This is a genomic window from Psychrobacter sp. DD43, assembly GCF_904846555.1.
Classification (GTDB): Bacteria; Pseudomonadota; Gammaproteobacteria; order Pseudomonadales; family Moraxellaceae; genus Psychrobacter; species Psychrobacter cryohalolentis.
Genome location: NZ_CAJHBE010000002.1, coordinates 181,300 through 205,062 on the forward strand (window position 1 = coordinate 181,300; position 23,763 = coordinate 205,062).

General features: G+C 42.5%; 17 protein-coding genes and 1 pseudogene. 13 read left to right on the forward strand and 5 right to left on the reverse strand.

Annotated features, from left to right (window positions below):
- Nucleotides 1-59: 59 nt before the first annotated feature.
- Entirely contained in the window at nt 60-1,292 is a 1,233-nt protein-coding gene (dapC, locus tag JMX89_RS01900) for a succinyldiaminopimelate transaminase (RefSeq protein WP_201530735.1), read from the reverse strand.
- A gap of 294 nt (nt 1,293-1,586) precedes the next feature.
- On the opposite strand from dapC, the gene JMX89_RS01905 reads away from it, so the two are divergent.
- Complete coding sequence (locus JMX89_RS01905; RefSeq protein WP_201530734.1) at nt 1,587-2,255, forward strand: hypothetical protein; 669 nt, start codon at nt 1,587-1,589, stop codon at nt 2,253-2,255.
- A 9-nt stretch (nt 2,256-2,264) separates the two neighbouring features.
- Here JMX89_RS01905 and glnD read toward each other — a convergent pair whose 3' ends face one another.
- Nucleotides 2,265-5,012 (reverse strand): [protein-PII] uridylyltransferase, encoded by a 2,748-nt coding sequence (gene glnD / locus JMX89_RS01910; protein ID WP_201550662.1) that lies wholly within the window; start codon nt 5,010-5,012, stop codon nt 2,265-2,267.
- A 169-nt stretch (nt 5,013-5,181) separates the two neighbouring features.
- Nucleotides 5,182-5,973 carry a type I methionyl aminopeptidase gene (gene map, locus JMX89_RS01915; RefSeq protein ID WP_413771532.1) on the reverse strand — a complete coding sequence of 264 codons (792 nt, stop codon included), beginning with the start codon at nt 5,971-5,973 and terminating at the stop codon, nt 5,182-5,184.
- Between the two features lie 310 nt (nt 5,974-6,283).
- On the opposite strand from map, the gene JMX89_RS01920 reads away from it, so the two are divergent.
- The 7 genes and pseudogenes from JMX89_RS01920 to JMX89_RS12775 all read left to right on the forward strand — a co-directional run bounded on the left by JMX89_RS01920 (nt 6,284) and on the right by JMX89_RS12775 (nt 12,211).
- The gene (locus JMX89_RS01920; protein WP_020442775.1) at nt 6,284-7,339 is read left to right on the forward strand and encodes an esterase/lipase family protein; all 1,056 of its coding nucleotides are present in this window, start codon (nt 6,284-6,286) and stop codon (nt 7,337-7,339) included.
- Between the two features lie 276 nt (nt 7,340-7,615).
- Complete coding sequence (locus tag JMX89_RS01925; protein ID WP_201550664.1) at nt 7,616-8,728, forward strand: lipase secretion chaperone; 1,113 nt, start codon at nt 7,616-7,618, stop codon at nt 8,726-8,728.
- Nucleotides 8,729-9,080: 352 nt separating this feature from the next.
- A complete protein-coding gene (locus JMX89_RS01930; protein WP_201550666.1) occupies nt 9,081-9,569 on the forward strand; it encodes an META domain-containing protein in 489 nt (162 codons plus the stop codon).
- Between the two features lie 241 nt (nt 9,570-9,810).
- Nucleotides 9,811-10,833, forward strand: a complete 1,023-nt coding sequence (locus JMX89_RS01935) for a TolB family protein (protein WP_201550668.1) — start codon at nt 9,811-9,813, stop codon at nt 10,831-10,833.
- Nucleotides 10,834-10,862: 29 nt separating this feature from the next.
- On the forward strand, nt 10,863-11,033 hold the full coding sequence (locus JMX89_RS01940; RefSeq protein ID WP_010196547.1) for a DUF2256 domain-containing protein: 171 nt from the start codon (nt 10,863-10,865) through the stop codon (nt 11,031-11,033).
- 43 nt (nt 11,034-11,076) lie between these two features.
- The gene (locus JMX89_RS01945; RefSeq protein WP_201550670.1) at nt 11,077-11,223 is read left to right on the forward strand and encodes a DUF2256 domain-containing protein; all 147 of its coding nucleotides are present in this window, start codon (nt 11,077-11,079) and stop codon (nt 11,221-11,223) included.
- Between the two features lie 157 nt (nt 11,224-11,380).
- Nucleotides 11,381-12,211, forward strand: a pseudogene (locus JMX89_RS12775) (Abi family protein).
- A 150-nt stretch (nt 12,212-12,361) separates the two neighbouring features.
- Here the strand turns inward: JMX89_RS12775 and metH are convergent.
- The gene (gene metH, locus JMX89_RS01960; RefSeq protein WP_201550674.1) at nt 12,362-16,177 is read right to left on the reverse strand and encodes a methionine synthase; all 3,816 of its coding nucleotides are present in this window, start codon (nt 16,175-16,177) and stop codon (nt 12,362-12,364) included.
- Between the two features lie 554 nt (nt 16,178-16,731).
- Between metH and JMX89_RS01965 the strand changes: the two genes are divergently transcribed.
- Both JMX89_RS01965 and JMX89_RS01970 read left to right on the forward strand, forming a co-directional pair.
- Entirely contained in the window at nt 16,732-17,286 is a 555-nt protein-coding gene (locus JMX89_RS01965) for a fasciclin domain-containing protein (RefSeq protein ID WP_020442781.1), read from the forward strand.
- Between the two features lie 338 nt (nt 17,287-17,624).
- Nucleotides 17,625-18,227, forward strand: a complete 603-nt coding sequence (locus tag JMX89_RS01970) for a fasciclin domain-containing protein (RefSeq protein ID WP_133105450.1) — start codon at nt 17,625-17,627, stop codon at nt 18,225-18,227.
- Nucleotides 18,228-18,513: 286 nt separating this feature from the next.
- On the opposite strand, the gene JMX89_RS01975 is transcribed toward JMX89_RS01970, so the two are convergent.
- Nucleotides 18,514-20,064, reverse strand: a complete 1,551-nt coding sequence (locus JMX89_RS01975; RefSeq protein WP_020442782.1) for an alanine/glycine:cation symporter family protein — start codon at nt 20,062-20,064, stop codon at nt 18,514-18,516.
- A gap of 959 nt (nt 20,065-21,023) precedes the next feature.
- Between JMX89_RS01975 and JMX89_RS01980 the strand changes: the two genes are divergently transcribed.
- The 3 genes from JMX89_RS01980 (at nt 21,024) to JMX89_RS01990 (ending at nt 23,700) form a co-directional block, all read left to right on the forward strand.
- A complete protein-coding gene (locus JMX89_RS01980; protein WP_201550677.1) occupies nt 21,024-21,656 on the forward strand; it encodes a LemA family protein in 633 nt (210 codons plus the stop codon).
- Nucleotides 21,657-21,920: 264 nt separating this feature from the next.
- Nucleotides 21,921-23,084: a TPM domain-containing protein gene (locus JMX89_RS01985; protein WP_201550680.1), complete on the forward strand. Its 1,164-nt coding sequence runs from the start codon at nt 21,921-21,923 to the stop codon at nt 23,082-23,084.
- Between the two features lie 91 nt (nt 23,085-23,175).
- On the forward strand, nt 23,176-23,700 hold the full coding sequence (locus JMX89_RS01990; RefSeq protein WP_020442785.1) for a TPM domain-containing protein: 525 nt from the start codon (nt 23,176-23,178) through the stop codon (nt 23,698-23,700).
- Nucleotides 23,701-23,763 lie beyond the last annotated feature (63 nt).

Below are 23,763 nucleotides of genomic sequence, written 5' to 3' on the forward strand. Positions count from 1 at the left end.
CATAATATTATTGTGGTTATTGGCGGTTTGTTAAGCTTAATGCGTTTTAAATAGGGATTTTAAGCACCGAGTAATTGACGAATCCGCTTGATTGCCTCGCGACTTTCTTCGACGCTTGCCACCAAAGCAATACGCACATAGCCTTGCCCCGGATTTTCACCATTGACCTCGCGTGATAGGTAACGTCCGGCAAGCGCGTGAATATTGGCATCCTCATAGAGTGCTTTGACAAAACGCTCATCATTACCACCGAATTGCTCAGGCGCTTTTATCCAAAAGTAAAATCCTGCCTCAGGCATACGTAACTCCAGTAATTCTCCAAGCTCCGACATCCAGAGTGCAAACTTTTCTTGATACAGCGCTCGATTGTGCGCCACATGCTTCTCATCTTCCCAAGCGGCGATAGACGCCAGCTGATGAGGTATCGGCATCGCGCAACCTTGATAGGTGCGGTATTGTAAATAAGCCTGCAAGATAGCGGCATCGCCTGCCACAAAGCCTGAGCGCAAACCGGGTAGGTTTGAGCGCTTCGATAAAGAGTGAAACACCAGACAATTTTTGAAATCGTGTCGACCAAGAGCCGCGCAGGCTTGCAGCAAGCCTATTGGCGCTTTATCAAAATACAGCTCGCTATAACACTCGTCGCTGGCAATGATAAAGCCATATTGGTCTGATAGGCGCAACACTTGCTCCCAGTCATCCATCGTCATCACTGAACCGGTTGGGTTGTTTGGGCTACAGACAAATAAGAGCTGTGTACGCGTCCAGACGTCTTTTGGCACACTACGAAAATCACCCTTAAAGCTATTGTCTGAGGTGCAAGGGATAAAATAAGGCGTTGCTTGCGCTAATATCGCCGCCCCTTCATATATCTGATAAAAGGGATTGGGCATAACTACTATAGGCGTAGGCGATTGGTTGAGCGTTGCCGTCTGACTAACACTCTCTGTCTCGTGATTAATCACTGCCTGCACGATACTAAATATTGCCTCACGTGTGCCCATTACTGGCAATACTTGCGTATTAGGGTTGAGGTGATTTAAGAAAAAGCGCTTCTCAAGCCAATGAGCAATGGTTTGACGCAGCTCAAACAGCCCATTTGTGGTCGGATAATGGCTTATTTTGTCCAAGTTTTCGCGTAGTACGTCCAAAACAAATGCTGGTGGCGCATGTTTTGGCTCACCAATACCCAGCTTGATTTCATCATAGCCGTGGGCTGGAACGCTTCCAGCCAGCAAAGTTGCCATCTTAGCGAATGGATAAGGGTGTAGGGTCGTCAAGTTGTGATTCATAGGTAGGCTAACTATAATAGACAGTTAATAATAAAGTTATAAAGAAAAATTACATTTAAGCAGTGTAGCACTTCTCTTATTTTTTGTCTTTTTCTTATTATATTTACCTCTAGCGCTTTGTAATGACTTTAATAGAGCACATTGAATCACCACTATTTTAACGATATAACTGTAAAAATAGGTAATCATGTGGCCATATCGTAACGCGTTATTATAAAAGCGACATGATGTATGTATCATTAAGTAAAGATAAATGTTGGTTTTTCTGACAGCATATTTTAGGAATAATTTGATATGTCTAGTATATTGAAAACGGACAGTCTCGATGCTAAGGATATCAATGAAAAATACTTTGATACTCATGAAAGTCTTGACGTTTATAAGCAGTTAAAGCAGCGTGAACAGACTTGGTGGAAATCACGCCAGCAGTTGACACTATTACGAGAACGTCAAATGTTTTGGTTTGGCGATCACAGTTTTATGATGTGGCTGCTGTGGCAATTGGTCAGCTATATAGTCGTTGCCATGGTGCTCATGCTGCTTAGTAAGTTGCTAGATATATCGTTACCTCTGTGGCAATACATCGCTTTATTTGTCATACAAACCTTAATTTTTATTGTGATGCTGAGTTTTAAAGACAGATTTGCTAGGCAGTTGCAATATAAGATTAATCAAGCCGATTTGTCGCGTGAAGAGACGCTTAATGAGATGACTATCTTGGCTTCCGATAGCTTGTATCGCGATGTTCATGCCAAAGCACCTATTACTTTGAAGCAAATCTACCGATATTATAATGCAGAATTTCATTTGGCAAGCTTGCACCGCCTCCTACAAAAGGAGGTCGATGCGGGACGCTTGATGTATGGCGAGCAAAAGGTAGAAGCAGATATACTGCCTCTAGAGCTTGCCGATGATGCCCTGAAGGAATATGCTCGTGACATCATCTATAAAAGCTTGATATAAAAAGGCAAGTTAAATAGCGTCATTACGGAGACTAAGACTGTCTATCAGTGCCGTTTTTAACATCTTAAGTTTATCAGCGCTCAGTGCTTGATCGTTTTGATCGCTGATATAAAACATATCTTCTGCACGCTCGCCAAGCGTAGTAATACGTGCGGCATGTACTTCAATCTGCTGCTGCAAAAATACTTGTCCAACACGCGCAAGCAAACCTGGCTGATCAAGGGTCTCTAAGCTCATAATATGCTGACTTGAGGCCTCATTAAACTCAAAGTTAATCGTCGTTGCCACATTAAAATGCTTAAGCTGGCGTGGAATCCGTTTGTTGGTCAGTTTGGGCGAGGTAGGGTTTTTAAAGGCATCAATCAGTCGTTGCTTAAGCTCTTGCTGACTGTCGCTATCGACCAGTAAAGTACCGCTACGATCGAGTAGTACGTAAGAATCGAGTGCAAAATCACGGGTCGCTGTGATAATACGGGCATCCAATACATCGAGATTCATCTGATCAAATACAGCCATAGTCACGGCAAACAAATTGACCTGATCTTGGGTATAAACAAAAACTTGCACCGCATCCAGCGCCAGTTCCCGATGCTCACGTAAGACGACTAGTGGCGGACTGTCAGCATTTGACGCACGCCCAATGGGCGGATGATTCAAAATCGCCTCAGTATGCCATAAGATATCTTCTGCAATTTCACGCAAAAAATACTCATCGCCCAAATCATCCCACAATCTCAACACCTCATCACGATTCATATGCTGATTGTCGACGTTATCTAGCATTATCAGTGCTTGCTTGCGCGTGGCACTAATCATATCCTGACGATTGGTTGGGGCATCAATATCTGCCCGCAAAATACGGCGCGTTTGCGAATATAGCTGTTTCATAAGGGTCGCACGCCAGCTGTTCCAAAGCTGTGGATTGGTGGCGTTCATATCAGCGACAGTTAACACATACAGATGATTTAGATGGGTGACGTTACCCACCAAATCTGCAAATAGCGTCACAACCTCTGGGTCTGAGATGTCCTTTTTCTGCGCCGTCATCGACATTAGCAGATGATAACGGGTCAACCAGCCAACCAGATTGGCGTCTGCAGTACTCATACCATGAGCCAGACAAAACTCAATCGACTCGATTTCGCCAAGTTGACTATGGTTGCCGCCACGACCTTTGGCAATGTCATGAAACATCGCCGCCAAGACCAAAATCTCTTTACGCTCAATACGCTGAAAGATGGAGCTCACGAGCGGGAAATCTTCATAAAAATGCGGATCCGTAAAACGGTGCAAAATACGAATCAAAAACAAGGTATGGGCATCAACGGTATAACGATGGAACAAGTCATACTGCATAAGCCCAGTAACTTGCGCAAAAGCTGGGATATAGTTGCCCAAAACACCGTAGCGATTCATGGTACGCAGGCGGTGAAAGAGATAATTTTGCTCTTTTAAGTTGGCTAAAAATAATGCTTGGTGCGCAGGGTTGTCTCGATAAGCCTGATCAATACCGCGTGCTGCAATCTTAAGGGCGCGCAAGGTATGGGTACGGACATTTTTGATGCCATACTGACCCATGAGTAAAAACATCTCTAAAATCGATTCAGGATGCTGAGCAAATACTCGGTGATGCGCCATTGCAATTTGCTCGCCGACTTGATTGAAGCGGGCATTAATAGGCTGTTTTTTTGGGCGTTCCTCATCAGGCAGTTGCGGCTCGATGATGGTTTCATAATAGTGATTGGTCAGCATTTCAGACAATGTCGATATTTGCATGGCACAGCGATAGTAATCGCGCATAAAGCGCTCTACCGAGTCATTTGGTTGATCATCTGGTTGGGGCTCATAGCCCATCAGTTGGGCAATCTCGCGCTGATAATCGAACAACAGTTTGTTTTCATTGCGACCTGTTAACTCATGCAGATAGTGCCGTATTTGCCATAGATAGCCTTCTGCAAAACTTAATTCATCGAATTCTTTTTCAGTTAAAAAGTCCTGCTGCACCAGATCATAGAGCTTACTAACCCGAAAATAACGTTTGGTCACCCAACCGATGATATGAATGTCACGCAGACCACCGGGAGCAGTTTTAATATTGGGCTCAAGATTATATTCTGTGGCATTGTGCTGTAGATATCGCGCTTTTGCTTCATTGATTTTTACGTCAAAAAACGCGCGCGGTGACCATTGATTGTTCACTATTTGATGCGGGACATCTTGCAAGGCGTCGTTGCCTATTAATAGACGAGCCTCTAATAACGCACTGGCAATCGTGTGATCAAGCGCCGCCTCCAAGCAGTCACTGACACTGCGCACTGATAACGCTGGCTCAAGTCCAATGTCCCATAAGATCGCCACCAAATTATCGATTTTTTTATTGGTATCGGCGTCAATATCATGAGGCATGAGCAGTAAAATATCGATATCTGAGTAGAGTGACAACTCACCACGACCATAGCCACCGGTTGCAAACAGTGCCAAATCCGTTTTATTAAGCTCAAAGTATTTAAATAACTCAATCAATAAATCATCAATGACGCAAGCACGAGCGTTAACCAATTGCCGAATATTGACGCCGCGTTCGAGTGCACGGCTGATATCGTCATTGATTTGAAGCAACCATTCAGGAATACCAAATAGCGGTTTTTCTATCACGCTTATGTCTGTTGACGGAGATAGAGAGGCAGTTGTCATATCGTCTGCTGATAACAAAGGCATCGGTGTTAAATCAATAGCGGTGACATCACAATTAAACATGAGATTTATCCAGTTAAAAGTTTGAAATCCGGTTCAGTAGATATGGATCGCTAAAAAAAAGCGATCGATAATATACAGAAATTATAAAGATAAAAGACCATCAAGAATAGTGGGGGACAACCATTAATCATAGGCGAAAAAAAGACCGCCTAAGCGATCTTTTATTGTATTACTGAGTCAAAAAACTCAAATCTTCTTCGGGGCGCGTGGTGAATACTTCGCAGCCATTATCCGTTACGACCATGGTATGCTCCCACTGGGCGGATAGCTTGCGATCTTTAGTGATAGCAGTCCATTCATCCGGTAAAATCTTAGTCTGCCATTTGCCTTCGTTAATCATTGGTTCGATGGTAAAGGTCATGCCAGTTTTTAGCTCAAAGCCCGTACCTTTCTGACCATAGTGCATGACTTGCGGCTCATGGTGGAACTCATTACTGATACCGTGACCACAGAATTCACGCACGATACTAAAACGCTCAGGTTCAACCACTGCTTGGATTGCCGCACCGACGTCGCCCAAACGTGCACCATTCTTGACCACGCTCATACCAGCATATAGCGCGTCTTGTGCCACTTTACAGATACGCTGCGCCATAATAGAGCCATTGCCGACGATCCACATTTTTGAGGTATCACCATAATAGCCATCTTTAATCACGGTCACATCGATATTGATGATATCACCGTCTTTTAGCAATTTATTTTCGGATGGAATACCATGACAAACCACGTGGTTAATCGAGGTGCAGATAGATTTTGGAAAACCATTGTAGTTAAGCGGTGCAGGAATAGCTTGTTGCACATTAACGATATAATCATGGGCAATTTGGTTCAGTGCTTCAGTACTGATGCCCACTCTGACATGCTCATCAAGCAACACAAGGACATCGCTGGCAAGTTTACCAGCCACGCGCATTTTTTCTATGGCTTCAGGAGATTGGATAAGAGATTTTTTAGTCATCATCGTCGTACTTATAGTTATAGAATTTAGGTCATCAATTATAGCATAAACGCACAAGTTGCTGCTTGAATGCAAGTTATTGAATATTTCAATCATATCGATATTGACTGACTTTATATACATAAAAATGACTATAGAGTCATCATAATAGGCGTGTGAATGTCAAAAACCAGTTGAATGTTACAGAATATATAAGTATTGTAATTTTGTTTGCTAAATGATTTAGTAGCCCTCTATACCGCTTTGTGCAGGATGCAACAAACAAGGCATATAAAGATAGAATCACGTTTACGATAACAAGGATGTTGTTATGTTTATAAAACCCTCTCTCCGCGCTGTGCTAACACCAAGTGTAGCTCTACCGTCATTAGGTGCCATTGCCACCGGTATGCTTTTGATGACTATGCAAACCACCTCTGCTCAAGCATCTGGTCAATATTACAACTGTGCAAATGCTGACGGCTGCCAGCTCGTGAGTAGTCAGTACTTCACCTCAGATTATACCAAAACCAAATATCCAATAGTACTAGCCCATGGTATGGGAGGCTTTACTAAGATGTTCGGCTTGGTCGATTATTTTTATGGTATTCCTGAAACACTCATGAGCGGTGGCAGTCAAGTGTACACCACAAAAAGCTCTTCTTTTAATAATAGCGAAATTCGCGGCGAGCAGCTTTTACAGAAAGTAAAAACCATCAGTGCCATTTCAGGCAGCCCAAAAGTGAATTTATTGGGTCACAGTCAAGGCGGTATTGATGTTCGTTATGTCGCTGGCGTGGCACCAAAGTATGTCGCTTCTGTCACTGCTATTTCCAGTCCAGAACAAGGCTCAAAAACGGCAGATGCAGTGATGCAAACGCTTTCTGAGGATAGTTTGGTGACACAAGCGGTATCTGTTTTCTTACAGCTATTCGGTGGCGTTACGGATATTGGCTCAGGTACGAGCCCAACAGAACTTAATAAACAAGAAGCTTGGAATACAGCTGTCGCGTTATCAACTGATGGTGCTGCCAAGTTTAATGCTAAATTTCCTGCGGCGATGCCGACCAGCTATTGTGGTCAACCTACAAATACTGAAGTTAATGGTATCAAGTATTACTCATTTAGTGGCGTTGGGCAAATAACCAATGGTATTGATCCTAGTGATTATTTGCTCGCACTCACAGGGACAACCTTTGACAATGATCCCAACGATGGCTTGGTATCTGCCTGCTCAAGCCGACTGGGTTATGTGATTCGAGACGACTATAGTATGAACCACTTAGATTCAGCCAATCAAATTCTTGCCTTAACAGCGTGGGGACAGCCTGATCCAGAAACTTTGTATCGTGATCACGTCAATCGTCTGAAAAAAGCCAATTTATAACGTTCATATATGAGTTAGCAGATTTATAGCTTTTAGAGAGAAGAGAAAGGGTCAATACTGAAATGACCCTTTTTCTTTATTCGTTTTTATCTATAGTCAGTGAAAAGTAATATCGACACATTATGTACTGCTGGTATCAATTTTTCTTGCTTGCTGTGCCCATGCAGACAGAGGCTGCAAAAAATTTGTACCCGCAGTACCATCGCGTTTTTAGAGTATTTTGACTATATCGTAAATCCATACATAAACCCATTGATCAAATAAGATATTCTCGTTATGTCAAATAATCGCCGTTCACCCTTTTTGCCAGTCATCATCGCTGTGATAGTCGTTCTAATAGTAGCGATTATTTGGTGGTTCAAGCCTGTTAACAATAGCAACGCTTTTTCTCAAGCGGATGCTATAACGCTAGACAATCAAGCTAACGCTAATACCGTAGATCAAGCGAGCTCTGATAGCAATATGAGCCAAAAATCGAATCAAAACATAATTAAATTTACCACAGGGCTTGAGAGTCTACCGCGTTCCTTACAAGGGACAGATGTCGATGGTGAGATTATTATTGATGAAAACAAGCAACTGGTCATCACAGAAGGCTTAAGGCGTTTGTTTGATTATTTTTTATCAGCGCTGGGTGAAGAAGAGGAGTCAGCTATTTACGCTCGCGTAGAGAGTTATATTCGCAGTCATACGCCAGAGCCAGCCGCCAGTCAAGCGGTGGCTATATTTGATCAATATGTGGCTTATCTCAAAGCCATACCTGAGATTGAGAAAAAATACGGTACGCTGCAATTGCAAGCGACCCAAAGTGGCGAGCTGGACTTAAGTGTTGTCGCTCAGCAGAAACAAGATGTCGCTAGATTGCGCCAACAGCATTTTGATAAAGAAACCATTATTGCTTTCTTTGGGACAGAAGATGAGTATGACGACTATAGTATGGAGATGGTCAGAATCAGTCAGAATGCCCAGCTGTCTGAAGCGCAAAAAGATGCCGCAAAACAAGATTACATCAGTCGTATGCCAGACAATGCAACCAAAACCAATATCGCCCAGCAAGCCAATCTAAATGAGCTGATGACACGTACAGAGCAAATGCAAGCAAAAGGTGCCACACCTGAAGCGCTGTATAATATGCGTCGTGAGCTGGTCGGTGCACCAGCGGCAGCACGCTTAGCGCAAGTAGATCAAGCAGACGCTAGCTTTGATAAGCGTTTCAAGCAGTACCAAGCACAAAAACAGCAGCTTCTAAAACAAAGTACCAGTCAATCACAAACGCAATCACAAGCTCAAATCAATCAGATTGAAAGGCAACTGTTCAACGACTCTGAACGCAAGCGTTTAACAGGTTATGCCGCCCTACAGCAGCAGAAAGCTGCCGATACAAATTAACCAAAAAGACAGGCTATAGATATGAATTCAAAGGTAAGTAAAAAACCGTAAATATAGCTTGATAAGCTTTTAGGCAGTAAAGAAATTCTTAAGAATAAGACAAAAGATAGTGTGTTAGCAGTTAATAACTGGCTTAGCAAGGCATGTTAGCAAAAATACCGTAAAATGGTACAAAGATAGCGTTAATTGGTACTCAATCTATCATGATAGGCTTATGAGAAATAGGCATAATAGTCCCATTGTTTAAACTAAAGAAAACAACAAATTGATCAGAGCAAACGCTACTGATTAAAATAATAAACAATGAATATCTTATTATGTATATTAATATTTGAAACTTATAGGAGTTTATATGAAAAACATGACTAAAATGATGATGGCTGCGACCCTTGCTGTAGGTACATTGGCTGCTGGTTGCCAGACTGCTCCTATCGTAACGGCACCTGTGACTCAACCAATTACTGCTAATGCACTACAAGCATATGATTGGCAGCTTGTTGATGCAAAGCGCGCAAATGGCGATAAAGTCACTCAGCTATTCTTTGATCCAGCCAAACCACTTACCCTAAAATTCTTCAAAGACAACGGCAATGACCGTGTTGCGTTTGTCAATACTTGTAATAACATGGGTTCTAACTATAATGTTGTAAATGGCAATGTTGTATTAGGCAATGTTCTATCTACTATGATGGCATGCCCTGAGCCACAAGCCAGCTTTGATACAGCGACGCTTGCTACGGTACAAGGTAAATATAGCATCAGCACCAATGCAAACAACACGCCTATCTTGACCATCAAAAATAACAGTCAAGTCGCTCATTTTAAAGCGGTTGCTAAATAATAGAGACAGTCAGTTACTATCGTTATACTATAACCGTATATAAAAAATGCCTCACTTAGCAGTGGGGCATTTTTTCGTCTAAAATTTTTGTTTAAAAGAAGAGACCAATCTGCGTTACACTAGCGACATCACTGTTCCTGATGACTTATATTTCATTTAGCACTCTTCTACTTGATATTATTAATAGTAAGTTGCACGTTTTAAATAGCTCATATCGAATGGATCTATAGGACTTTATCTTATGTTAAAAACCACTGTCTTAAAACCGACTGTTAATATTCGTAGTCTAAACAGTACTGTTCCTATTATCATGCTTTCAATGCTGGCAGTATTAACAGGCTGCCAGACCATGCCAACTGCTTTGTCCAAAGCGCCTAGCGCGATGGCTATTAATAATCCGCTCACTATTGGCATGCCAGCAATAGATCGACAAGGTTATATTGCTTATGTAGAGGAGCAAGGCGTGGGTGCTGCCAAGGTCTCGACGCTATATCGTATCCGCCCTGATGGTAGCGGGCGTCAATTGATTGATCAGCTAAATGGCTATATCTACGCGCCTACGTGGTCAGTGGATGGTCAAATGCTCGCTTATAGCAAACAAGCCGCGCGTCAGCATCCAAAGATTTATATTTACGATGTCAAAAGTGGTAGTCATAATTTGGTCGTCAATGTAGAAGGTAGCAATTTATCACCGTCATTCTCACCCGATGGTAAAAAGCTGCTTTATAGCTCAACCGTTGGCGGCAATGCCAATATTTATGAAATGCAGCTCAGTGATGGCAGTACCAAACAGCTTACCACTTTACCGAGTACTGAAGTGCAGCCAAGCTATGCCAGCGATGGGCAGAGCTTTGTCTATACCAGTGATAAAGTCCGCGCTGGTCGCCCAAGCATTTATCGTTATAGCTTTGCCACGGGCAACGCCGCGCTGATATCGACGGGAGCCTATGCTGCTAGTCCTCAGCTTAGCTTAGATAGTCAACGTTTGGCATATCTTAATGGTCGTAAGGCGTCAGTAATGATGCTTACCACCAGACAAGTCATCAATCTGGCAGAAACGGGACTCGATGAGCCAGCGCGACTGTCGCCTTCTGGGCAATACGCCATCTATCCGACGCGTCAGTCAAATTTGGGTGGACAAGTAGGCGGTCAAAGCAGTCAAAGTGGCGGCAGCTTGGTTATCCATTCTCTAGAAGGGAATACCAGTTATGCAATTAGCAGTAAAACGGGCGGAGTAGTGCGCTCACCAATTTGGGGTCGTTAAGCGATTTTTTTAATTTAAAGGTAAATATCATGGCGCATAAAAAGAAGAACGTCCGTAAAAAACTCTGCCCTGTCTGCGAGCGCGAATTTAGTTGGACTAAAAAGTTGGATAAAAACTGGGAGAGCATGGTCTATTGCTCCGACCAATGCCGTCGCGTGAAGAAGTATGAAGGGTTGGATCATCAAAAAGAAGATAAATAGGCATTAATGATGAAGTAAAGATATAGGGAAATGGGAGCAGACAATGGCACATAAAAAAGCAAACCTACCGCAAAAAATCTGCCCCGTTTGCCAGCGTCCTTTTGCCTGGCGCAAGAAATGGGAAAAGGATTGGGAGCAGGTGATTTATTGTTCGGAGAAGTGTCGGCGGGGGAAGTATAGGGATGAATAAATTTACCGTACTATTTTCAAATGAATGATAGTTTTCCTTATAATGTTTAACATAAATAATAGTGCTAAAAAATATGACTACCGGTACAAACAAAAAACGGTCACCTAAAAAATGGCAATCTTTTAAAGAGCAAGTTGCTACACTTGAAAGTAGAGGAATGATCTTTGAAGATAAAGCTAACGCAGAGTATGTTTTGTCGCAAGTTAATTATTATCGACTAAGCGGGTACTGGTATTCTTTTCGCATAATGTTGTCAAATAACTCACGTAGCGATAACTTTATAACAGGTACTACTTTTGATGATGTGCTTAATATTTATCTATTCGATAAACAACTACGTTTGCTATGCCTACGAGCACTAGAAAATATTGAAATGTCAGTAAGAACTAATATCGCTCATACGTTAGGACGTATTAGTCCAAATGCTCATCTGAACACTGATAATTTTGATCAGCGATTTATAAAATCCGAAAATAGATACTGGAGCTATGATACATGGCTAAATAGATATCAAGAGCAAATTAAAAAAGCAAAAAAGTCTCCATTTATTGAGCATCATCTTAACCATTACCAGTATTTACCAATTTGGGTCGGAATTGAGGTATTAGACTTTGGTTCTATAACCACACTATACACAGGTTTAAGAGGTAAGCAACAGTAGCAAATCGCAAAATTATATGGTATTAATAATGCTAAAGTTTTTGCAAGTTGGTTAAAGTCGTTAAACTATATTAGAAACATATGTGCTCATCATGGACGGCTATGGAACGTCAATATTGATATTATTGCTCAGATCGATAGAAGTGTACCTGTTCTCCATCAGCTAGATAACAAACGCATATATTTTTATTTAAAAATGATACAACATCTAATGACGGTAATTAGTCCAAATTCTAATTGGGAAACAGAGCTTAATAAACTCTTATCACAGTTTCCTGTACCAAAAAATAAAGCGATTGCCCTAACGGGTTTAGGAGTTATTAAATAATAAAATTTGGATAATAGAAAACCGCCACGTTTTCTAACCCAATGTGACCAGAGGAGATAGATAGAGGTGGCGGTGCTGTTACTTACAATTATAGGAGAACCTATAATTGAATACAAGTATTACTTTAAAATAGATATGTTTATCGATCTATTACAAATTCGGATTCAACCACTTCTCAGCAGTCTTCATATCCCAACCTTTACGCTCAGCATAACTCTCTAACTGATCACGACTGATCTTACCGACGTTAAAGTACTCACTATCAGGATGTGAGTAATAAAAGCCGCTGACTGATGACGCAGGCCACATCGCATAGCTTTCAGTCAAGGTCGTACCGATGGCATCGCCCGTACCAAGCCATTCAAACAGTTTGCCTTTTTCCGTATGTTCAGGGCAAGCAGGATAACCAGGTGCTGGGCGGATACCGACGTATTTTTCTTTAATCATCTCATCATTGGTTAAGCTCTCATCAGCCTGATAGCCCCAGTATTCTTTACGAATCAGCTCATGCAGATGTTCGGCAAAGGCTTCGGCTAAGCGGTCGGACAAGGCTTGTACCATAATGGCATTATAGTCGTCACCAGCCGCTTTATACTTCTCAGCCAGCGCTTCTGTTCCAACGATCGAAACGGTAAAGCCGCCAAGATAATCCGTGGACATATCCGATGGTGAGATAAAATCTGCCAAGCTAAAGTTTGGCTTACCACTGGCTTTGTCACTTTGTTGGCGCAAATGCTCAAATTGATATTCTGCTATGCCACCCTTAGTCGGTGCTTTATCATAAACGGTGACAGTATCCGCACCAGTACGGCGCGCAGGCATGAGTTTAAACACCCCTTTAGCGACGATTAATTTCTCATCAATCATCTTTTGCATCAGCTCATTGGCATTATCAAACAAATCACGCGCCGCTTCGCCAACCACATCATCTTGCAATATTTTCGGATATTTACCTGCCAGTCCCCAAGAGATAAAGAACGGTGTCCAATCGATATAAGGCAGCAGGTTAGTGATAGGATAGTTGTCAAAGATCACTTGCCCTAATTTATTAGGCGTCGGTGGCACATAGTTATCCCAATCATACTGAAAGCCAATCTTGACCGATTCGGCATATGTGACCTTCGCCGCCTTTGGTTGGCGCTTAGCCAGACGCTCACGCACCTTGATATATTCTTCGCGGGTTTCATCAATGAGACCTTGGCAATTCTCTTTTGACAGTAGCTTGGTCACTACGCCGACAGAGCGTGAGGCATCCGCCACATAGATGACACCATTGTTTTGGTATTGTGGTTCGACTTTGACCGCCGTATGCGCTTTTGAGGTCGTTGCACCACCGATCATCAATGGCAAAGTCATGCCGCGCTCTTGCATTTGCTTGGCGACATAGACCATCTCATCAAGGCTTGGGGTAATCAGACCTGATAAGCCAATAATATCGACTTTCTCAGCTATCGCGGTATCAAGGATTTTTTCACAAGGTACCATGACGCCCAAATCGACAATATCATAGCCATTACAGCCGAGTACCACGCCGACGATATTTTTACCGATATCATGGACGTCGCCTTTAACCGTTGCCATGAGGATTTTACCTTTCTTTTCACCCTCGACTTTTTCAGCTTCGATATACGGATTTAGCCACGCGACCGACTGCTTCATGACGCGGGCAGATTTCACGACCTGTGGTAAGAACATTTTACCAGCACCAAATAAATCACCGACGATATTCATACCGTCCATCAGTGGTCCTTCGATAACTTCTAGCGGACGCGGATATTTCTCCCACGCCTCTTTAGTATCGGCCTCGATAAAGGTGGTGATACCTTTAACTAAAGCATGGGCAATACGTTCTTCAACGGTGCCTTCACGCCATGTCATATCAACGGTGCTGTCCTTTTTCTTACCACCGTCTTGATAGTTTTCAGCGATGGTCATCAGGCGTTCGGTGGCATCTTGCCCAGTTTCACCTTGATTGCGATTAAGCATCACATCTTCGATGGCATCGCGTGCCTCGACAGGAATGTCATCATATAGCTCAAGCATGGCAGGGTTGACGATACCCATCGTTAAGCCGTTTTGAATCGCATGATAAAGGAATACAGAATTTATGGCTTCACGAATTGGGTTGCCACGGAAACTAAACGACACGTTAGAGACACCGCCTGAAACCATCGCATTGGGCAGGTTTTCCGTAATCCATTTGGTGGCGTTAATAAAGTCGGCACCGTAGTTATTGTGCTCAGTGATACCGGTAGCAACCGCAAAAATATTCGGATCAAAGATAATATCTTCAGAAGGGAAGCCCACTTCATCGACCAACACATCATAGCTGCGTTTACAGATTTGAGTTTTACGCTCAAAGGTATCCGCCTGACCATCTTCATCAAATGCCATGACGATGATGGCTGCACCGTAGCGCATACAGAGCTTAGCACGTTCAACGAACTCAGCGTGACCTTCTTTTAATGAGATAGAGTTGACGACACATTTACCTTGAGTGCGCTTAAGACCTTCTTCGATAATGTCCCATTTCGATGAGTCCAGCATCAACGGTACACGGCTGATGTCTGGCTCGCCTGACACCAAGTTGACGAAGTGAATCATCGCTTGCTTGGAGTCAAGCATCCCCTCATCCATGTTGATATCGACGATTTGCGCGCCGCCTTCGACTTGGTCACGGGCAACGTCAAGCGCCTCAAGATAAGCTTCGGTTTTAATCAAACGTAAGAATTTCTTCGAACCCGTGACATTGGTACGCTCACCAACGTTGACGAATAGACTGTCTTTATTGATGGTAAATGGCTCAAGACCAGATAAGCGGCAGGCAGGCGGAATCTCAGGAATGATGCGCGGTGGGTACTTTGCTACCATATTAGCGATTTGACGGATATGCTCAGGTGTTGTACCACAACAGCCACCGACAATATTTAAGATACCTGCTTTGGCAAAGCCTTCAAGCAGTGCAGCAGTTTCATCGGCAGTTTCATCATATTCGCCAAACTCATTGGGCAGACCGGCATTTGGATGCGCAGAGACATAAGTATTGGCAATATTCGATAGCGTTTGGATATGCGGACGTAGGGCGTCCGCACCGAGCGCACAGTTAAAGCCAACCGATAGCGGTTTGGCATGGCGAATCGAGTTATAAAACGCTTCCGCCGTTTGCCCAGATAGCGTACGACCTGACGCATCTGTAATCGTCCCTGAAATCATAATTGGCAATTCAAATCCGATATCATCAAACACGCCTGTGACGGCAAAGATTGCTGCTTTGGCATTGAGCGTATCAAAAATAGTCTCAATCAAAATGATATCAACGCCACCTTCCATTAGCGCCAAGGTTGCTTCGCGATAGTTCAGCACCAGTTCATCAAAGGTAATATTACGAAAGGCGGGGTCATTGACGTCAGGTGATAGCGAGCAAGTACGCGATGTCGGACCAATAACCCCAGCGACAAAGCGTGGTTTTTCTGGATTCTTCGCAGTGTATTCGTCAGCGGCTTCACGTGCGATTTTAGCAGCCGTTTTATTTAGCTCAGGTACGAGATACTGCATATCGTAGTCTGCCATCGACAGCCGCGTACCATTAAAGCTATTGGTCTCGATAATATCAGCGCCGGATTCCAAATGCGCCAAATGAATCTCTTTAATCATATGTGGCTGCGTCAGCACCAATAAATCATTATTGCCGCGGACATCTTGCTTGATATCAGCAAAGCGCTCACCGCGATAGTCCGCTTCCTCTAATTTATAGTTCTGAATATGCGTGCCCATGGCGCCATCGAGCATCAAAATCCGTGCTGCCATTTGCTCTGTAATGCGCGCTCGCGCCGTTAGCTGCTGATCCTTATAAGGGAATACAGCAGGCGGCGTCAATATAAAGTCATTGGGATTAGCATTTGGGTTACTGGCGTCAGTTAGATTGGTTAAAGAAGTATCAGTTTGAGAACGGGCTGTTGGAATCATAGGAGCGCTGCTTATAGAGTCAAAGTTATAAAAAAGAAGAGGAAAAAGTCGTTATAATTTTTAATAGAGAAGACGTCAAAACCATCAATGCCAGTAAAAAATAGTAAATAAATACAGATGATTTTAGCAGAAAATATATTGCCAATGTCAGGTTATCAAAGTCTATTGCATAAAGCGTGTGAGCACAAATGAATATCATTTATCTTTAGGGTTACAGAAAGCTTTACTTATGATTATAAACGTAAAAGTATCACTTTATAATGCAAATACAGATTACATGCACACCACAAAAAGTAGCGTAAATAGCCGTTTACGCCACTTAAGGATATGTTAATTTAATTTCAGAAGGATTGATGTTTCATAAGCGGTGCTTATTAGTAAGGGTTGATGATTTTATTTGCAAGTTTGCCTATATATTATTTTTGATGGCTAATCATGCATTATCAAATCAGTGATTAGATCGTTAAGCGTTGCTGCTAAGGAAAGCCAATCTCATCTGACCTACCAGATAAAAACCAACAGATTATAGATATTTACTCATTAAGGATAATATTATGAAAATCATCAAAATCGCTGCTATTGGTACTTTAGCTGTTTCAATTGCAGGTCTAAGTGCTTGTAACAATATGATGCCAGCCAAAAGCGCTCCTATGAAAGCGCCCATGCATAGCCAATCCATGGCAAAAATGAATGTAGTACAAATTGCCCAAAGCAATCCTGACTTCTCTGTACTGGTAGAAGCTGTCGTTGCCGCTGATTTAGCGGGCGCGCTCTCTAATCCTAATGCCAACTATACGATTCTTGCGCCAACCAATGCTGCCTTTATGCAAGCGTTACAAGAAAATAACATGACCAAAGCACAGCTCTTTGCCAATAAACCACTATTGACTAAAATCTTAAGCTATCACGTGATTAACGCTGCAGCACCTATTTATGCCAAGGATGTTAGACCAGGCAATATAACAATGCTAAGCATGGACACGCTTATGGTCACAGCCCAAGGCAAATTGATGGATGAAAGTGGACGTACAGCAAATCTTTTAAAAACGGACATTACTGCCAGTAATGGTGTGGTACATGTGATTGATAGAGTTCTAATGCCTAGATAGTCTTTTGGCAAGGTTTTATAAACTAGCCATTATATGCGTATAAGATCAATCGTTTAAGAGCTGTTCTACGCAGCTCTTAAATTCGTTATAGATTCAGATAACGAAACGCCTGTGTTATATACGTGATTGCTACAGTGCTACTACCTAAGAATATATCAATTAAAAATCAATCAGTTAATATTGTAGATGATTTCAGATAACGTCCCTTTAAAGAATGTCATATTCTAAACAGTATTGTGCATTTAAAAAAACTGTTTATGCAAAAATTATTACTTATCGAATCAGTACTTATCAAATTGTTATTCACTCAATAGTTATTAATATCAAAGGAATGTCTTATGTTAAAAAAGAACTTACTATCTATCGCCGTTGTGGCGGCAGCAATGTCATTAGCAGCTTGTAACGATAAAGAAGTCGTTGCTGAGCCAGTTGAGCCAGAAGCAACCACTGATGTAGTCGTTGAGCCAGAAGTCGCAGCTGAACCAATGGTTGAAGCGGATGTTGCCCCTGAAGCAGCAGCTACGCAAACTATTGGTGAGATGGCAGCTGGCAATAAAGACTTGACCATCTTGACCGCTGCACTACAGGCAGCTGGACTTGATTCGATGCTGATGGCTGAAGACAAGTACACAGTATTTGCACCTACTGATGATGCATTTGCTGCTTTATTGACTAAGTTGAACATTACCAAAGAAGAATTACTTGCTGATCAAGCGACGCTAAAAAGTGTGCTTCCATACCATGTCGTACCTATGGTTGTAAAAGCCGCTGATATTCCTTACGGTACTGCGATTGAAACGGCGAATGGTCAAACCATCACGATTAGTGATGCCAATGTCATTACAGATTCAAATGGTAATACCGCCAACATCGTTGCCACTGATATGATGGCAACCAATGGTGTAGTGCATGTAATTGATACAGTTTTATTGCCTAAATAAGTTTTGGTTAATAGACTTACTAAGTCTTTCTTGTAAACAGTAAATGATGTAAAAATACCTAAAGCCCAGCCATTGAGTTGGGCTTTTTGCTGCCTATTAATTGCTGCTAATAATTTGAGTCGATGCAATGTAAAAGGAATCCAGTAGTGCCTTATAACATTTGTATTTCTTTTATTTAGGACCGAATATAGTAGAAAAGAGGCAAGAGCGCACATACAAAAAAGCCCAAGACAATGGTCTCGGGCTTTTTTGATAACTGGCTAGTAGGCAAATACTTTACAGAGGATTAACGATGCTCTTTATTTAAAGGATCTTGTGCCGCTATTCTTTGTTGCTCTTTTAGATGACGCTCTTCCCAATAAGGCGCGTTTTTAATACCGAATTTTGCAGGATCAAATGTATAGCGCGTTACACCAGCTTTACGCTGTGCTTCATAGTCTTTAAGCATGGTAAGCGTCGGACGTGCCACAAAGAAGATAACAAGAATACCAACAATATTGAGCCAAGCCATAAGACCAACACCAATATCACCAATTGCCCAAATATAACCGGCTGAGTTAAGACCACCATAGGCAACCATCACCATGATTAGGACTTTAACTAAAAATAGACCAGTTTTGTTGGCACCGCGACCGATAAAGCGCGTCAAGTAAGCAACGTTCACTTCAGCGATGTAGTAGTAAGCCAAGATGGTTGTAAAGGCAAAGAAGAAGACGGCGATAGCGATAAAGGTATTACCAAAACCACCATAGACAGATTCCATTGCCATTTGCGTAAATGCTGGAGCGTTGATTTCAGTCGTAGCCGCTACATTCTGGACGATGAATTGACCATCTGGTAATGTACCTTGGATGTTATAAGTACCCATCGTTAAGATCATAAATGCAGTAGCAGAACAAACCAGTAACGTATCAACGTAAACCGAGAAGGCCTGTACCAAACCTTGCTGTGATGGATGCTCAACTTCAGCAGCAGCAGCAGCGTGAGGACCTGTACCTTGACCGGCTTCGTTAGAGTAAATACCACGTTTTACACCCCAACCAATCGCTGCACCAAAACCTGCTTGAGCAGTAAAAGCATCACCAACGATTAAGCCAAATACTTCTGGAATCATCTCAAAGTTAGCAAACATGATGATCAGTGCAAGGATAATATAGCCGATTGCCATGAAAGGAACCGCATACTCGGTAAACGTTGCGATACGCTTGATACCACCGAAGATGATGATACCTAATACCACAAGAATAATACCCAATGCTACTAACCGCATAGAGCCGACTTCTAAGGCTCCAATATTAACGATAGAACCTTCACCCATTACCTGCGCGAAAGCACTGATAACGCCGTTTGCCTGTACGCCTGGTAGGAACATACCACAAGCAAGGATAGATGAGATTGCAAAAAGGATGCCGTACCATTTTTGACCAAGTGCGCGCTCAAAATAGTAAGCAGGGCCACCGCGATATTCGCCAGTGATTACATCTTTTTCTTTGTAAATCTGAGCCAGTGTCGACTCAACATAAGCAGTAGATGCGCCTAGGAAAGCAACTACCCACATCCAAAATACAGCACCAGGACCACCGAAGCCGATAGCGGCTGCTACCCCTGCGATGTTCCCCATACCCACACGACCAGCAAGCGAGACGGCAAGTGCCTGAAACGATGAAATGCCTTGTTCACTAGATTTACCAGTAAATAGCAATTTGATCATTTCACCGAATAAACGTACTTGTACAAAGCGCGTCATGATGGAATAAAATAGACCTGCGCCCAAGCATAAGTAAATTAATGCAGGGCTCCAAATAATTCCGTTTACTAAATTGACTAAACCTTCCATATATCTATTCCTTCAACTGTCTCAAAATGACTATATATGAGGATGCATAGAGTGAGTTAACGGTTTAATATCCTTATTAAAGCCAACCACTCAAATTATCTGCATGTACTTAAAACAATGATTTAAGCTTCATATGTACATAGTCACCAAGAATGGACTGTAGTTGTCTGTGTTTATCCGCTTGGTTTATTATCAAAGTTTGGCTGTATTTGCTCATCTCTTGATAGCACTTATATATGAGTATCAATTGATTGGCGATGGTTGCCATCTTTTTACTGTCTCTTTACTTTGGTAATCCGTCATCCTGCCATAAACATAAACGCTGTTATAAATAAACCAGTGGATAAAACAGGCGGTTATAATTGTAAATACCCATCATCGCGATGGTATTCAGCTTACTATGAGCAGTATCGGCTAAGTACAATTGCGTAATAGAGTCATAAAGCGATGATTTATCTGTCTATTAACCCTTTTAAATGATAAATAAACGAATCGCTAGTACTATGAAGAAAATAAGTCCACTACCAAATGTATGCAAACCGTACAGCTACGTAACTGCAATTTGCCATATTTTTTACCCAATTACTAGAAATTTCTTCTTAGCAGCAGCTATATATATGTTATGACAAGCTTTATTATGACAAGAAGTACCGTAGAATATGGCATAAGGTCGATTTATCTCAATTTGGATGATTTTTCAATAAGTCAGGTTATATAGATACATAGTCAAAACAGAGTGAGAGATTATGCTACAAGTCGTTGCTTGCGGTTGTGTTTTGGTAACGATGAATTGTAAAAAAAGCGTTATAGCGCCATTATTAGCACAACATATTGTAGGCTACAAAATATAAGCTTATATAGTCATAGTATTGAAGTCAGTATCAAAAAAAGCAGTCAAAAGTTATTTTAAAATCTTGTTATCAGTTGTTTGATATTTATCATTATTAGGAGAATCCACAATGACCCGTAAATCCATTGTAAAATCCATCTTGCTATCAGCTGTATTAGCCACGTCTACTGTCGGCTTGACAGGTTGTGGTTATAATAATCTTCAGGCTCAAGATGAGCAAGTGACGGCTTCGTGGTCAGAGGTGGTCAACCAATATCAACGTCGCTCGGATTTGGTGCCAAACTTGGTAAAAGTAGTACAGCAGTATGCCAAGCAAGAGCAGGAAGTCTTTACGCAAGTGGCTGAAGCCCGCTCACGCGCTGGTGGTATCACCGTAACGCCAGAAGTACTCAATGATCCTGAAGCGATGGAGCGTTATGCGGCGGCGCAAGAACAGATGACGGGTGCACTATCACGTTTGATGGCAGTGTCTGAGCGTTATCCTGAACTGAAATCTGATGCGCTGTTCCAAGATTTGCAAGCGCAATTAGAAGGTACTGAAAACCGTATCGCCGTCGCTCGTAACCGCTATATCCAAGAAGTACAGGGCTACAATACGACCGTACGTCAATTCCCAACCAATATTACGGCAAAAGTATTTGGGATGAGTGCTAAACCAAACTTTAGCGTCGCGAACGAAAAAGAGATTTCTACTGCACCAAGCGTGGATTTTGACAGTGGCGAGTCAAAGACGGCTCAATAGCAGCAAATCAATAATGATGAATTATGCGTTTATTTCACGCTGGTATGCTTCATCTATTGAAAGAATTGTGTAGCCGTCTTAGCGTTTCTTACTGGTATGAATAGGTTGCGTCTAATATTAAATATAAGCGTCTCTTAAAGCCTATTTATATCGTTAAGCCATTAAAAACAGGTAGAGCATCAAGTACCGATTAATTAAATACTTACTGATTGCCGCTCTATTTATTAATTTAGTAAAGATCTGACTTGAGGTGGTATACAGTTAATGACTCATTTAAAAGCACCCCTAGCAGCGTTGTTATTCGCCCTTAGTATTGGTAGCGCGTCTACATTGTATGCGGCGCCCGATGACAGTACGCTTGCTGCCGATAGCACCACGCAAAATCGCAGTGTGGAAGACTTAGTGGCTATTGCAAAAGCCGCTGAATCCAATGAAGCTATTAATGATGCTGTTTTAGGCAATGAGGCGATTAACGAAACCATACTTGGTAATGAAGCTATCAATCCTAATGCGTCCAATAATGAGGGCGTGGCAGAGGCAAATGCGACCAAACGTCCCCCTGTCAAATCAACTGCTGACAGTGTCGATGCGGACAAACTGATTTTGAACAGTCCTGTCATTGATCAAGCTAATATCTTAAACCCACAAGAGAAGCAGCGCTTAGAAGCACAGCTACGTACAATTTATCAGCAAGGTTTGGCACAAGCAGCAGTGGTGATTGTCCCAACTACCAATGGCATGCCTATCTTTGATTATGCCTTGCAAGTTGCTGAAAAATGGCAGCTGGGTAGTAAAGACATCGATGATGGCTTGCTTGTGGTTGTCGCTGTCAATGACCGTGATATGTATATATTGACAGGTTATGGACTCGAAGGTGTACTGCCAGATGCGGCGGTCAATCGCATCATTCGAGAGGATATTACCCCGTTATTTAAGCAAAATAATTATGGCGCAGGGATATTGGCAGGCGTCACGGCCTTACAAAGTCGTTTATCTGCTGATCCTGAAGTGCTTGCTCGTGCCGATGCGCAGGCAGCTGAACGTACTACCCAACAAGGCTCAGACGAGCTGCCATCTCCTATTTTTCTATTCATCATGGCGATGATATTTGGTAGCTTTATTACCAGTATATTTGGTCGAGTATTCGGTTCAGTGCTGACGGCCGGTGGTTTTGTTGCAGGCTCACTAGCATTGGGCGGTGGTTTATTTATGACCATCATTATGGCGATATTTTTATGGCTGTTCTTGATTTCACGCGGCGGCGGTAAAGGCGGGTCTGGCGGCGGTAAAGGAGGTAGAGGCGGTGGTATGATATTCCTGCCGGGTATGGGCGGCGGCGGTGGCTTCGGCGGCGGTGGTTTTGGTGGTGGCGGCTTCGGCGGTGGCGGTGGCGGTTTTGGTGGTGGCGGCGCTGGCGGTTCTTGGTAAGCATTAGCCCGTTGTTTTTCAGTGGCTTCATAGCTGCCTAGTAAAGACACTAAATAACCATTAGTAATGACGTACTTGAGGAAATAGTATCATGGCAGAGAATAACGCTTCAAAATCCAGCTTTGCCCGCTGGTGGCGCCAAGTCTTATTTATCCCCGTTTTGCATAGTAAATGGTTGACGCCCGCGGCAAAAGCTCGGTTGACAGAGCGGGTGACACTTGCTGAGCAAGGTCACCGCGGCGAGGTATTTTTGATCGTAGAAAATCATTTGCCTATTCAAGAGGCCTATCATAGCGACTGCCGTGACCGTGCGATTGATTTATTTAGTGAGTATCGAGTGTGGGACACTGAAGAAAACACTGGTGTGCTGATATACGTCAATGTTTGCGAGCACAAGCTTGAAATCGTCGCTGATCGCGGTATCAGTGCCCATGTTAGCCCAACAGTTTGGCGCGCAATGTGTGACAAAGCGGTAGTCGGTATTGCCAATCAGAAGACAGAAGAAAGCTTGACTGAATTGCTCGATGAGGTTGGTCAAGTACTTCGCCAGTATTATCATCTGGAGCAAAACCCATCAGGTAATGAGCTGTCTGATACGGTGGTTTTTTTAAAATAAACCCTGACGGCCATCAGCATGAAAGATTACACTAAACACTTATCGCTATATTTAATAAATAAC

Excerpts from the sequence above, each read along its gene's own strand:
- JMX89_RS01935 (WP_201550668.1), top strand. The coding sequence starts at position 9,811 with ATGTTAAAAACCACTGTCTTAAAACCGACTGTTAATATTCGTAGTCTA.
- JMX89_RS01930 (WP_201550666.1), top strand. The coding sequence starts at position 9,081 with ATGAAAAACATGACTAAAATGATGATGGCTGCGACCCTTGCTGTAGGT.
- JMX89_RS01975 (WP_020442782.1), bottom strand. The coding sequence starts at position 20,064 with ATGGAAGGTTTAGTCAATTTAGTAAACGGAATTATTTGGAGCCCTGCA.
- map (WP_413771532.1), bottom strand. The coding sequence starts at position 5,973 with ATGACTAAAAAATCTCTTATCCAATCTCCTGAAGCCATAGAAAAAATG.
- JMX89_RS01920 (WP_020442775.1), top strand. The coding sequence starts at position 6,284 with ATGTTTATAAAACCCTCTCTCCGCGCTGTGCTAACACCAAGTGTAGCT.
- metH (WP_201550674.1), bottom strand. The coding sequence starts at position 16,177 with ATGATTCCAACAGCCCGTTCTCAAACTGATACTTCTTTAACCAATCTA.
- JMX89_RS01940 (WP_010196547.1), top strand. The coding sequence starts at position 10,863 with ATGGCGCATAAAAAGAAGAACGTCCGTAAAAAACTCTGCCCTGTCTGC.
- JMX89_RS01965 (WP_020442781.1), top strand. The coding sequence starts at position 16,732 with ATGAAAATCATCAAAATCGCTGCTATTGGTACTTTAGCTGTTTCAATT.
- JMX89_RS01990 (WP_020442785.1), top strand. The coding sequence starts at position 23,176 with ATGGCAGAGAATAACGCTTCAAAATCCAGCTTTGCCCGCTGGTGGCGC.
- JMX89_RS01985 (WP_201550680.1), top strand. The coding sequence starts at position 21,921 with ATGACTCATTTAAAAGCACCCCTAGCAGCGTTGTTATTCGCCCTTAGT.
- JMX89_RS01970 (WP_133105450.1), top strand. The coding sequence starts at position 17,625 with ATGTTAAAAAAGAACTTACTATCTATCGCCGTTGTGGCGGCAGCAATG.
- JMX89_RS01980 (WP_201550677.1), top strand. The coding sequence starts at position 21,024 with ATGACCCGTAAATCCATTGTAAAATCCATCTTGCTATCAGCTGTATTA.
- JMX89_RS01945 (WP_201550670.1), top strand. The coding sequence starts at position 11,077 with ATGGCACATAAAAAAGCAAACCTACCGCAAAAAATCTGCCCCGTTTGC.
- JMX89_RS01905 (WP_201530734.1), top strand. The coding sequence starts at position 1,587 with ATGTCTAGTATATTGAAAACGGACAGTCTCGATGCTAAGGATATCAAT.
- glnD (WP_201550662.1), bottom strand. The coding sequence starts at position 5,012 with ATGTTTAATTGTGATGTCACCGCTATTGATTTAACACCGATGCCTTTG.
- JMX89_RS01925 (WP_201550664.1), top strand. The coding sequence starts at position 7,616 with ATGTCAAATAATCGCCGTTCACCCTTTTTGCCAGTCATCATCGCTGTG.
- dapC (WP_201530735.1), bottom strand. The coding sequence starts at position 1,292 with ATGAATCACAACTTGACGACCCTACACCCTTATCCATTCGCTAAGATG.